General features: G+C 72.3%; 9 protein-coding genes. 4 read left to right on the top strand and 5 right to left on the bottom strand.

The window, feature by feature from the left end; all coding sequences use genetic code 11:
* Positions 1 to 70: 70 nt before the first annotated feature.
* Positions 71 to 1,990, bottom strand: coding sequence for a Xaa-Pro dipeptidyl-peptidase (locus tag JNW98_RS11565; protein ID WP_223768105.1), 1,920 nt, complete (start codon positions 1,988 to 1,990; stop codon positions 71 to 73).
* A 237-nt stretch (positions 1,991 to 2,227) separates the two neighbouring features.
* Here JNW98_RS11565 and JNW98_RS11570 point away from each other — a divergent pair, with 237 nt between their 5' ends.
* From JNW98_RS11570 to JNW98_RS11585, 4 genes are all read left to right on the top strand, one after another.
* Positions 2,228 to 3,769 (top strand): M1 family metallopeptidase, encoded by a 1,542-nt coding sequence (locus JNW98_RS11570; RefSeq protein WP_223768068.1) that lies wholly within the window; start codon positions 2,228 to 2,230, stop codon positions 3,767 to 3,769.
* A 200-nt stretch (positions 3,770 to 3,969) separates the two neighbouring features.
* Complete coding sequence (locus JNW98_RS11575) at positions 3,970 to 4,821, top strand: MerR family transcriptional regulator (protein ID WP_223768069.1); 852 nt, start codon at positions 3,970 to 3,972, stop codon at positions 4,819 to 4,821.
* 89 nt (positions 4,822 to 4,910) lie between these two features.
* Positions 4,911 to 5,369 (top strand): hypothetical protein, encoded by a 459-nt coding sequence (locus JNW98_RS11580; RefSeq protein WP_223768070.1) that lies wholly within the window; start codon positions 4,911 to 4,913, stop codon positions 5,367 to 5,369.
* 260 nt (positions 5,370 to 5,629) lie between these two features.
* Entirely contained in the window at positions 5,630 to 6,217 is a 588-nt protein-coding gene (locus tag JNW98_RS11585) for a hemerythrin domain-containing protein (RefSeq protein WP_223768071.1), read from the top strand.
* 55 nt (positions 6,218 to 6,272) lie between these two features.
* Here JNW98_RS11585 and JNW98_RS11590 read toward each other — a convergent pair whose 3' ends face one another.
* From JNW98_RS11590 to JNW98_RS11605, 4 genes are all read right to left on the bottom strand, one after another.
* Positions 6,273 to 6,680 (bottom strand): hypothetical protein, encoded by a 408-nt coding sequence (locus tag JNW98_RS11590; protein ID WP_223768072.1) that lies wholly within the window; start codon positions 6,678 to 6,680, stop codon positions 6,273 to 6,275.
* Positions 6,681 to 6,806: 126 nt separating this feature from the next.
* Positions 6,807 to 9,005 carry a 3-hydroxyacyl-CoA dehydrogenase NAD-binding domain-containing protein gene (locus JNW98_RS11595; RefSeq protein WP_223768073.1) on the bottom strand — a complete coding sequence of 733 codons (2,199 nt, stop codon included), beginning with the start codon at positions 9,003 to 9,005 and terminating at the stop codon, positions 6,807 to 6,809.
* A gap of 73 nt (positions 9,006 to 9,078) precedes the next feature.
* A complete protein-coding gene (locus JNW98_RS11600; RefSeq protein ID WP_223768074.1) occupies positions 9,079 to 10,293 on the bottom strand; it encodes an acetyl-CoA C-acetyltransferase in 1,215 nt (404 codons plus the stop codon).
* 296 nt (positions 10,294 to 10,589) lie between these two features.
* Positions 10,590 to 11,732 (bottom strand): acyl-CoA dehydrogenase family protein, encoded by a 1,143-nt coding sequence (locus tag JNW98_RS11605; protein ID WP_223768106.1) that lies wholly within the window; start codon positions 11,730 to 11,732, stop codon positions 10,590 to 10,592.
* Between the last annotated feature and the right edge of the window lie 6 nt (positions 11,733 to 11,738).

Raw genomic sequence — 11,738 nt, forward strand, 5'->3', positions numbered from 1 at the left:
TGCAGAAGGGGGTGGACGGGAAGAGGCGGCCCCGGGCCGACGGGCCCGGGGCCGCCTCCGCGCCGCCGTGTCAGGTCCGGTCCTCGCCCGTGGCCCGGGCGTAGGCCGTGAAGCCGCCGACCACGGGCAGCTCCGCCGAGCTGCCGCTCAGGTCCACGGTCAGCTTCGGCCGGGACGCCGGGGCGTCGACGTACGGCTTGTCCGTACCGGCCACGATCAGGGCCAGCCGGTGCCCGGCCGGGACGACGTGGTCCGCCGCGCCGAGGTCGAGGGTGATCTCGTACGGCCTGCCGGGCGTGATCTCCCGCCGGGGCGACCCGGCGTAGTGGCCGAGCTCGGCCCAGCCGCGGCTGAAGACGGTCTGCTCCACCTTCTTGGTGGCGGGGACGGCCTTCTTGAAGCAGCCGGTGTCGCCGGGGGTGCCGCCGCCGAAGCACTCCTGCTCGGGGAGGAGGGTGACGCCGCCGCCGTTCTTGTAGTCCCGGATGGTGTCCGGGCCGAGGTCGACGAGGACGGCGGACAGGGTCGCCGAGTCGGTGGTCGGGGTGACCTTCAGCCGCACCGAACCGTGGCCGGACAGCCGCAGTTCTCGGTGGAGGGGCTTGGTGGCGAACGCCGCCTTCGCCGGGGTCGGCCGGTCGGCGTCCGCCGCCCAGTCGAGCTCGCCGAGCGCGGGGTCGTCGGTGAACTCGGCCGTGGTCCCGGCCGCGGCGGGCTCGGTGCCCAGCGTTCCGGCGCCCGCGGCCGGTCCGGCGGCCGGGCGCAGGGTGGTGCCGCGGGTGCCGCTCGGCGGCCAGACCCGGTCGGTCGTCCACTGGCCGGGGGCCCGCTCGACGTCCGCCATCGGCTCGCGCTCGACGCCGTTGTCGTAGTCCATCAGGTAGTGGTCGAACCACCGGTGGAGGGCGGTCACCCACTCCTGGCGGCGGAACTCGAACGGGTCGGTGTGCGCGGCGGTCGAGAGCCAGATCTTGCGCTCGACGCCGTGCTCGGCCAGGCCGTCCCACCACTTGTTGATGTGCTGGGTACGGAGGTTGAGGTCCTGGAGGCCGTAGACGGCGAAGACGCTGGCGCGCACCTTGTCCACGTCGCGGGTGTAGTCGCGCTCGGCCCACATGCCGGTCCAGTCGCCGTTCTTCGGCGAACCGTCGGTCAGCGCGCGCTCGACGGCCTTGCAGCGCGCCTTGGCCTCTTCGGTCTCGACATAGCGGGCGTGGCCGGCGATGCCCTCGGTGGAGTTGGTGGCGGCGCCCTTGTAGAAGTAGTAGCCGTACCAGGAGCTGATGGAGTTGATGGGCACGATGGTCTTCAGGCCCTCGACGCCGGTGGCGGCCACGCCGTTGGCGACCGTCCCGTCGTAGCTCTTGCCGATCATGCCGACGGAGCCGGTGCTCCAGTCGGCGTCGGCCCCGGTGTCCCCGGTGCGCGAGGTGAAGCCGTGCGCCCGGCCGTTGAACCAGTCGACGACCGACCTGGCCGCCGCCACGTCCGACGGGCCGCCGACGTCCGAGCAGCCGTCGGAGCGGTTGGTGCCCGGTTCGTCCACCAGGGCCACGGCGTAGCCGCGCGGCACGAAGTAGTTGTCGTAGTAGAGCGGGAACTGCACGGGCCCGCCCTTGTCGTCGTACTTCTTGACCTGGCTCTCGGGCCCGCGGCCGATGCTCTGGTAGTACGGGCTGGCGTCCATGATCACGGGGACCTTGCGGCCCTGCTCGGCGGCTTCGCGGGGCCGGATGATGTCCACGGCCACCCGGTCCGTGCGCCCGTCGCCGTCGCTGTCCTTCCCCGTCTCGACGTAGACGGTCTCCCGGACGGCCTTGTCGTAGGAGTAGACCGGGGTGCTTCCCGCGGAGTTCCGTGCGGAGGGGGCGGCGTGCGCGGGGGCCGGTGTCGCGAGGAGAGCGGCCAGAAGGGCGGTGGCCGTGGCTGGAACCGTGCGTTTCAAGAAACCACTGTGTTTCAAGAGGCTACTGGTGCGTATGTGACGCATGTTGTTCTTCACGGACGGACGCTAACGCAGCCAACTCCCGCTCTCCAAGCGGTAGATGACGTACCGCAAGGTATGTGGCCGACGCCATGGCGCGCGGCCCGGGGACGTTTTCCGGACACGTCCGCCGTGACGGCCGGATGTCGGTCACATGTCGGCATTCGGCATGGACATTCCCACGGGCCCGGTGAGTGCATAGGCTGCGATCGATCTTCCGCCCCCTACGAGTTGGAGTGTCTCGTGCGTCACAGACTCCTCGTTCCGAGCGCCGCCGCCGCTGCCGCCTTCCTGCTGCTCGCGGTCCCCGCCTCGGCGGCCGACGGCACCCCGGGCGCACCGGGCATCGGGGACTCCTACTACCCCGACGCCGGCAACGGCGGTTACGACGTCTCCCACTACGACCTGCGGCTGAAGTACCAGCCGAAGACGGACCGGCTGGAAGGCACCGCGACCGTCACCGCGACCACGACGCAGGCGCTGTCCCGCTTCAACCTCGATCTGCTGCTGGACGTCAGCGAGGTGCTGGTCAACGGCAAGAAGGCCGCGTTCCGCAAGACCGGCACGCACGAGCTGGAGATCACCCCCGCCGCGGCCCTCCCGCAGGGCAAGCACATCACCGTCGTCGTCCGCTACAGCGGCACCCCCTCCGCGGTGAAGGTGAACGGCTCGTCGGCCTGGCAGCGCACGCCGGACGGCGGCATCGCCGCGCAGGAGCCGGAGTCGGCCGCCTGGTGGTTCCCGAGCAACGACCACCCGCGCGACAAGGCCACGTACGACATCTCGGTCGCCGTCCCCGACGACACCCAGGCGATCAGCAACGGCGTGCTCGCCTCCAAGACCTCCAAGCTCGGCTGGACGCGCTGGAACTGGCGCTCCACCAAGCCGCAGGCGAGCTACCTCACCACGCTGGCCGTCGGCAAGTTCGAGATCACCACGGACACCACGGCCAACGGCCTGCCCGTGATCAACGCCTACAGCAAGGACCTGGGCGACAACCTGGAGCCGGCGAAGGCGAGCGTCGAGCGGAGCGCCGAGGTCATCGACTGGGAGAGCACCGTCTTCGGCCCGTACCCGTTCACGGCCGTCGGCGGCTACGTGCCCAACGTGCCCACGCGGTTCGCCCTGGAGACGCAGACCCGGCCGTTCTACAGCCCCGCGCCCTTCGCCAACGGCGGCAACGTCTCGCTCGTCGTGCACGAGCTGGCCCACCAGTGGTTCGGCGACAGCGTCTCGGTGAAGAACTGGCGGGACATCTGGGTCAACGAGGGCTTCGCCTCCTACGCGCAGTGGCTGTGGTCGGAGAAGGAGGGCGAGGGCACGGCGCAGGAGCTCGCGGACTACACGTACGCGCTCTACCCGGCCGGGGACAAGTTCTGGACGGTCAAGCCGGCCGACCCGGGCGCGGACAAGCAGTTCGACGGCGCCGTCTACCAGCGCGGGGCCGTCGCCCTCCAGGCGCTGCGCAACACGGTCGGCGACAAGGTCTTCTTCGAGACGCTCAAGGGCTGGACGGCGAAGAACCAGTACGGCAACGGGTCGGTCCAGGACTTCGTCGCCCACGCCGAGCAGGTCTCCGGGAAGAAGCTGAAGCCGCTCTTCGACACCTGGCTGTTCACCGCCTCCAAGCCGAGCGCGGCGGAGGCGGCCAAGGCGGGCATCGGCCTGCCGGCGAAGACCGGGGCGAAGGCCCGTACGGGTGCCGCGTCGCTCACCGCCAAGAAGCCGGCGCGACCCGCCTCCTGGCCGAAGATCCAGGACGCCCTCCGCACGCACGGTCACTGACCGGCCGCCGTTCGCGCTGACAGGGCCCGCCGTACCCCCGGCCCCGGTACGGCGGGCCCGCCGCGCGCGCTTCCTCGCAGGCGGTCCGCAGGCGGTCCGCTCTTACAGTGGTGGTGATACACCCCTACTGTTGCACTGCGCGCGTCCGCCGCCGTCGGGCGCGCGCGGCGAGTTCTTCGACGGAGAGCGAGGCACGGGGCATGGCCACGGAGACCGGGGAGCCGGACCTCCTCACCGTCGACGAACTCGCCGCGCGCGCCGGCGTGACCGTCCGCACCATCCGTTTCTACAGCACGCGCGGGCTGCTGCCGCCGCCCGAGCTCGGTCCCCGCCGCGTGGGGCACTACGGGCCCGGGCACCTCTCCCGTCTCGCCCTGATCGAGGAGTTGCAGCACCAGGGCCTCACGCTCGCCGCCATCGAACGCTACCTGCGCCGGCTTCCGGATGATCTGAGCGCGCACGACCTCGCCATCCACCGGGCGGTGGTGGCCTCCTGGGTCCCGGACTGCACGGCGGAGATCACCCACGCCGAGCTGGAGCGCCGCGCGGGCCGCCCGCTGGCCGAGGACGACATCGCCAAGCTCGCCGCCATGGACGTGCTGGAACGGCGGCCGGGGGTTGGGGAGTCGGGGGAGGCCGGGGAGGCGGCCGGGGAGCCCGGGGAGGCGGCCGAGGAGCCCGGGGCCTCGTCCTCGTCCGAGGAGGACCGCTTCCGCGTCGATCCGGGCCTGCTCGCGCTGGGTACGCAGCTGCTGGCCGTCCCCGCGCCTCTCTCCGCGGTCCTCGCCGCGCGTACGGTGCTGCTGGACCACGCCCGGGCCACCGCCGAGGCACTGACCCGGCTGTTCCACGAGGAGGTGTGGGGTCCGTACGAGGCGCGGGAGACCGACCCGGCGGAGGTGGAGGCCATGAAGTCCCTGTCGGCGCACATGCAGCCGCTGGTGGTGCAGGCGCTGGTGACCGCGTTCCAGCGGGCGCTGCGGGAGGAACTGCGGCGGACCTACGGGACGGGCGGGGACGGGAACAGCGGCGGGGACGGGGGCGGGGGCTGAGGTCCCGGCCGGCAGGTTCGAGCGCGGGCCGAGGGGCGTCCGACCGCGGCCCCAGGGCCTCTGCCCTCCCCTCCCCTACCCTCCACCCCATGACTTCACGACTCCCCATGCTCCCGGTGGCAGCGGCCGGCGCCCTGCTCACCGTGCTCGCCTCCGGCCCGGCCGGCGCCGCCGGGCCGGAGTGCGCCGCCGGTCCGGTCGGCGTCTGGTCGGCGACGGTCACGGTCGACGGCATGTCCCCGCACAGCTCCGAGATCGCGTTCGGTGAGGACGGCACCGCCTGCCTCAGCACCCCCGCGAGCACCGGCCGGGGCACCTGGACGGCGAGCGGCGGCGACCGTTTCACGTACCGCGTCAAGGAGGTCTTCACGGGCGACGGAGCCTCCGGCTGGCTGGTGACCGACCAGAAGGCGGTCCGCTCGGGTGCCGTCTTCACCAGCTCGGGCCAGTCGAAGATCTACGACGCCCAGGGGCGGGAGGTGGCCACCAAGCAGGCCGTCATCAAGGCCACCCGGAAGAGCGCCACGGCGCCCGACTGCCACGCCTGACGGCCGCCCCCGGTGACCCGGGCGGATGCCGCCCGGCCGTGCGCCGCCTAGGCTGGAAAACCGGAGCCCGAGGTTTCCCGGTGGCGTGTCCGGACATCCGCGAGACAGGTGATCGCCCGATCATGCCGGATCGCGGCCGGATTACGTCACGCCGGATCACGCGGGATCACGCGGGAACACGCGGGAACACGCCGGATCACGATCCGTGCCCGACACGATCCGTGCCCGAGACGAGCCCGCAACGACAGGGAGGCAACCTCATGAGTGGTGCGAAGTCCGACCGGGAGCAGGCCGCCCGGCTGCCCGAGGGCGACGTCGTGGCCGTCCTGCTGGCGCAGCACGCCCGCATCAGGGAACTCTTCGCCGACGTCAAGGCGGCGGAAGGGGAGCACAAGAAGCAGGCGTTCGACGAGCTGAGGGCGCTGCTGGCCGTGCACGAGACGGCGGAGGAGATGGTCGTCCGGCCGGTGGCCCGCGACACCGCGGGCAAGAAGGAGGCGGACGCCCGCAACGCGGAGGAGGCCGAGGCGAACAAGGTCCTCGCCCGGCTGGAGAAGATGGACGTCGGCAGCCCCGAATTCGACGCGCAGTTGCTCGAGTTCGAGAAGGCCGTGGTGGAACACGCCGAGCACGAGGAACGCGAGGAGTTCCCCACGCTGCGGGCGGGCCGCGACGAGGCCCAGCTCAAGCGCATGGGGACCATGCTCCGCGCGGCCGAGAAGGTCGCCCCCACCCACCCGCACCCGGTGGCGGCCGGTTCCACCGCCGCGCAGTGGAGCGTGGGGCCGATCGCGTCCCTGGTGGACCGGACGAAGGACGCGATCAAGGGAGCCATGGCGCACCACTGACGCCGCTTCGGGACGCCGGGCCGGCGGACGCGTGCACGTCGGCCCGCCGCCCGGCTCAGACGGAGTTCGCCGCGTCCTCGACGAGCCACATCGCCAGGCCCACCGCGGCAAGCATCACCAGCGTCATCTGCACCGCCAGCAACGCCACCGTCTTGCGCCCGGCCGCCACCCGGCCGGCCGGCCCGGGCTCCAGGGACCACTCCCTGATCGTCGCCCGGTGGCCGACGGCCGACAGCGGCCAGAGGAGGAGCAGCGCGGCGCAGCCCGGGACCATCGCCTGCGGCGGGTAGCCGCCCACGACGCCCACCGCGACGAGGGCGGCGAGCCCTGTCACGGCGGACGCGCCGGCCTTCCACCGCGCCCTGCCCGGTGGTCTGAGGGGCAGCCAGAAGGCCAGGTCCACGGCCACCCCCACGGCGAGGGCGGTCCACCAGACGCCGATGGGGAGATGTGCGGCACGCATGGCACTCCCGTCCTCAGGAAACGCGCGACGACCGCACAGCATAGGGAACGCGGCGTCCGGCGCCCGTAAGCGGGGCGGGACCCCGGCCTTCCGGCCGGTCCCCGCCCCTTCAGCCGTCCCCGCCGGTCAGTCCGCGAAGAACTCCCCCCGCTCCGCCTTCTCCAGCAGCAGCCGCGGCGGCGCGAAGCGGTCGCCGTACGCCGCCTGGAGTTCCCGGGCACGCGCGGTGAATCCGGCGGGGCCGCCCTCGTACCCGTTGATGTACTGGACGGCGCCGCCGGTCCAGCCGGGGAAGCCGATGCCGAACAGGGAGCCGATGTTGGCGTCGGCGACCGACGTGAGGACGCCCTCCTCCAGACAGCGGACGGTGTCCAGCGCCTCGGCGAACAGCATCCGCTCCTGGAGTTCCGCCAGGGAGATGCCGTCCGGCTGCGTCGTCCCTCCGAAGTGCTCGGCCAGGCCGGGCCACAGGCCCGTACGCCGGCCGTCCTCGTAGTCGTAGAAGCCGGCGCCGCCCGCCCGTCCGGTGCGCCCGAACTCGTCGACCATCCGGTCGATGACGGCGTCGGCCGGGTGCGGGGTCCAGGTGCCGCCGGCCGCCTCGGTGGCGCGCCGGGCCTCCTCGCGGATGCGGCGCGGCAGGGTGAGGGTGAGCTCGTCCATCAGGGAGAGGACCTTGGCGGGGTAGCCGGCCTGGGCGGCGGCCTGTTCGATGGTGGCGGCGGGGATGCCCTCGCCGAGCATGGCGACGCCCTCGGAGATGAACCGGCCGATGACGCGCGAGGTGAAGAAGCCGCGCGAGTCGTTGACGACGATGGGTGTCTTGCGGAGCTGCCTGACGAGGTCGAAGGCGCGGGCCAGGGCCTCGTCGCCGGTGCGCTCGCCCTTGATGATCTCGATGAGCGGCATCTTGTCGACGGGCGAGAAGAAGTGCAGCCCGACGAAGTCGGCGGCCCGCTCGACGCCCTCGGCGAGCAGGGTGATGGGCAGGGTGGACGTGTTGGAGCAGAGCAGGGCGTCGGGGGCGACGACGTGCTGGATCTCCTGGAAGACCTTGTGCTTGAGGGCCGGGTCCTCGAAGACGGCCTCGATGACGGCGTCGCAGCCGGCGAGGTCGGCCGGGTCGGCGGTGGGGGTGATGCGGGCGAGGAGCGCGTCCCGCTTCTCCTCGGTCGTCCGGCCCTTGGCCAGGGCCTTGGCGAGGAGACCGGCCGAGTACTCCTTGCCCTTGCGGGCGTTGTCGAGCGAGACGTCCTTGAGGACGACGTCGATGCCGGCGCGGGCGCAGGCGTAGGCGATGCCGGCGCCCATCATGCCGGCGCCGAGCACGGCGACCTTGCGGACCTTCCGCTGCTCCGGTCCGGCGGGCCGGCTGCGACCGGCGTTGACCGCCTGGAGGTCGAAGAAGAACGCCTGGATCATGTTCTTGCTCGTCTGCCCGGTGGCCAGGTCCACGAAGTAGCGGGACTCGATCGTCGTGGCGGTCTCGAAGTCGACCTGGGCGCCCTCGACGGCGGCGGCGAGGATGTTGCGGGGCGCGGGGTAGGGGGCGCCCGAGGTCTGCTTGACGAGCGTCGCCGGGAAGGCGGGCAGGTTGGCGGCGAGGGCCGGGTGGGACGGCTTCCCGCCGGGCATCCGGTAGCCGTCGGTGTCCCAGGGCTGTCGGGACTCGGGGTGGGCGAGGACGAACTCCCGTGCCTTTGCGAGGAGTTCCTCGGCGCTGTCCACGACCTCGTGGACGAGCCCGGCCTCCAGCGCCCGCCGGGGGCTGTACTGGGTGCCCTGGACGAGGACCTTCAGCAGCGCGTCCGCGATGCCGAGGAGGCGTACGGTACGGGTGACGCCCCCGCCGCCGGGGAGCAGGCCGAGGGTGACCTCGGGCAGACCGATCTTGGAGCCGGGCGCGTCGAGGGCGATCCGGTGGTGGCAGGCGAGGGCGATCTCGTACCCGCCGCCGAGCGCCGCGCCGTTGAGGGCGGCGACGACCGGGATGCCCAGGGTCTCGATGCGGCGCAGGTCGCGCTTGAGCTCCTGGGTGGCCTCGAACGCGGTCTCCGCGTGCTCGGGCCGGAGCGTGATCAGTTCGCGGAGGTCGCCGCCGGCGAAGAAGGTCTTCTTCGCGGACGTGAAGATCACGCCACGGACGGACTCCCGCTCGGCCTCCAGGCGGTCGGCGACCGCCCGCAGGGACGCCTGGAAGTCGCGGTTCATGGTGTTGGCGGACTGCCGCGGGTCGTCGAGGACGAGGGTGACGACGCCGTCGGCGTCCTGCTCCCAGCGGATCGTCTCGGCGGGGCTGGTGGTACTCGTGCCGGCGGTGCTCATGGTGGTGGTCTCCTGGAGGTCTGGGTGGCGGGTACGGCCGGGGCGGGAAACGGGATCCGGGGCTGCCCGCCGCTCAGAGGCGCTCGACGACGGTGGCGACACCCATGCCGCCGCCCACGCACAGCGTGACCAGCCCGTACCGCTTCCCCTGCCGCTCCAGTTCGTCGACGACCGTGCCCAGGAGCATCGCCCCGGTGGCGCCGAGCGGGTGGCCGAGGGCGATGGCCCCGCCGTTGACGTTGATCTTCTCCAGGCCGATGCCCATGTCGTCGGCGAAGCGCAGCACGACGGCGGCGAACGCCTCGTTCATCTCGACGAGGTCGATGTCGTCGATGGTCAGCCCGGCCTTGGCCAGGGCCTTGCGGCAGGCGGGCGCGGGCCCGGTGAGCATGATGGTCGGCTCGGATCCCGAGACGGCGGCGGAGACGATCCGGGCGCGCGGGGTCAGCCCGTACCGCTCGCCGACCCGCTCGTTGCCGATGGCCACGAGGGCGGCGCCGTCGACGATTCCGGAGGAGTTGCCGGCGTGGTGGACGTGGTCGATCCGCTCCACCCAGTGGTACTTGGCCAGCGCCACGGCGTCGAAGCCGGCCGCCTCGCCGATGCCGGCGAAGGAGGGCTTGAGCTTGGCGAGGGTCTCGGGGGTGGTGCCGGGGCGCAGGTGCTCGTCGCGGTCGAGGACGACCAGGCCGTTGCGATCGCGTACGGGGACGACGGAGCGGTCGAAGCGGCCCTCCTTCCAGGCGCGGGCGGCGTTCTCCTGCGAGCGGGAGGCGAAGGCGTCGACGTCGTGGCGGGTGTAGCCGCCGAGGGTGGCGATGAGGTCGGCGCTGACGCCCTGGGGGACGAAGCCGGTGGCGAAGTTGGTCATGGGGTCGCCGAACCAGGCACCGCCGTCGGAGGCCATGGGCACCCGGGACATGGACTCGACGCCGCCCGCGAGGACGAGGTCCTCCCAGCCCGAACGCACCTTGGCGGCGGCCGTGTTGACGGCTTCGAGGCCGGAGGCACAGAAGCGGTTCTGCTGGACGCCGGCGACGGTCTCGGGCAGCCCCGCGGCGACGGCGGCGATCCGCGCGATGTCCGAGCCCTGCTCGCCGACCGGACTGACGACGCCGAGCACGATGTCGTCGATCGCGGCGGGGTCGAGGTCCGGGAAGCGGCGGCGCAGCTCGTGGAGGAGCCCGACGACGAGGTCGATGGGCTTGGTGCCGTGCAGGGAGCCGTTCGCCTTGCCGCGGCCCCTGGGGGTGCGGATGGCGTCGTAGACGTACGCTTCGGTGCTCAAGGTCGGCAGCCTTCCTGGGGGTGGGTCTCGATGATGCGGTCGGACGGTTCAGGCCGGCGGTATCGGTGTCGGATGGTTCAGGCCGGCGGTGTCGGACGGTTCAGACCGGCGTTCTCGGACGGTTCAGGCCGGCGGTATCGGTGTCGGATGGTTCAGGCCGGCGGTGTCGGACGGTTCAGACCGGCGTTCTCGGACGGTTCAGGCCGGCGGTATCGGTGTCGGATGGTTCAGGCCGGCGGTGTCGGACGGTTCAGACCGGCGTTCTCGGACGGTTCAGGCCGGCGGTGTCGGGCGGTTCAGGCCAGCAGTGAGCGCCCGATGATCTCCTTCATGATCTCGGTCGTACCGCCGTAGATCGTCTGGATCCGGCCGTCGGTGAACGCCCGGGCGACCGGGTACTCGGCCATGTAGCCGTACCCGCCGTGCAGTTGGAGGCACCGGTCGGCGACGCGCTTCTGCAGCTCGGTCGCCCACCACTTGGCCATCGACGCGTGTTCGGCGTCCAGCCGCCCGTCGGTGTGCTCCACCACGCAGCGGTCGACGAAGGCGCGGGTGACGGCGCACTCGGTGGCCATCTCCGCGAGTTCGAAGCGGATGTGCTGGAACCGGGCGAGCGGCCGGCCGAAGGCCTCGCGCTCCTTGACGTACCGCGTGGTGATCTCCACCAGGTGCTCGGCGACGGCCGCGGCGGAGACGGCGATCTGCAACCGCTCCTGCGGCAGGTTGGCCATCAGATGCCCGAACGCACCGTGCAGCTCACCCAGCAGGTTCCCCTTGGGCACGCGGACGTCGTCGAAGAACAGCTCGGCGGTGTCCTGCGACTTCTGCCCGATCTTGGCGAGGTTCCGGCCGCGCTCGAACCCCGGCATGCCGCGTTCGACGACGAGCAGGCTGAGCCCGCGGGCCCCGCCCTCGGGGGTGGTCCGGGCCACGACGATCACGAGGTCGGCGAGGATCCCGTTGGAGATGAACGTCTTGGACCCGTTGAGCAGCCAGTGGTCGCCCTCGTCCACGGCCGTGGTGCGGATCCCCTGGAGGTCGGACCCGGCCCCGGGTTCGGTCATGGCGATGGCGGTGACGGTCTCGCCGGTGCAGAAGCCGGGCAGCCAGCGCCGCTTCTGCTCGTCGGTGGCGAGGGCGGTGAGGTACGGCCCGATGATGTCGTTGTGCAGCCCGGCGGCGAACCCGGCCACGCCCGCGCGGGCGAACTCCTCGGCGAGGACGACGCCGAACCGGAAGTCCGGGGCGCCCCCGCCGCCGTACTCCTCGGGCACGGCGAGCCCGAGCAGCCCCTGCTTGCCGGCCGCCCGCCAGACGTCGCGGGAGACGACGCCGTCCTCCTCCCACCGCTCGTAGTGGGGCGCGACCTCACGGTCGAGGAAGGTCCGCACGGTGCTGCGGAAGGCATCGTGCCGGTCGTCGAAGATCCGTCGCTCCAGCGCTCG

This window comes from Streptomyces huiliensis, from assembly GCF_020037025.1.
In the GTDB taxonomy this organism is placed as follows: domain Bacteria; phylum Actinomycetota; class Actinomycetes; order Streptomycetales; family Streptomycetaceae; genus Streptomyces; species Streptomyces huiliensis.

Coding starts and splice junctions, on each gene's coding strand:
- JNW98_RS11565 (WP_223768105.1), bottom strand. CDS start 1,990: ATGCGTCACATACGCACCAGTAGCCTCTTGAAACACAGTGGTTTCTTG.
- JNW98_RS11575 (WP_223768069.1), top strand. CDS start 3,970: ATGGCCACGGAGACCGGGGAGCCGGACCTCCTCACCGTCGACGAACTC.
- JNW98_RS11580 (WP_223768070.1), top strand. CDS start 4,911: ATGACTTCACGACTCCCCATGCTCCCGGTGGCAGCGGCCGGCGCCCTG.
- JNW98_RS11585 (WP_223768071.1), top strand. CDS start 5,630: ATGAGTGGTGCGAAGTCCGACCGGGAGCAGGCCGCCCGGCTGCCCGAG.
- JNW98_RS11590 (WP_223768072.1), bottom strand. CDS start 6,680: ATGCGTGCCGCACATCTCCCCATCGGCGTCTGGTGGACCGCCCTCGCC.
- JNW98_RS11595 (WP_223768073.1), bottom strand. CDS start 9,005: ATGAGCACCGCCGGCACGAGTACCACCAGCCCCGCCGAGACGATCCGC.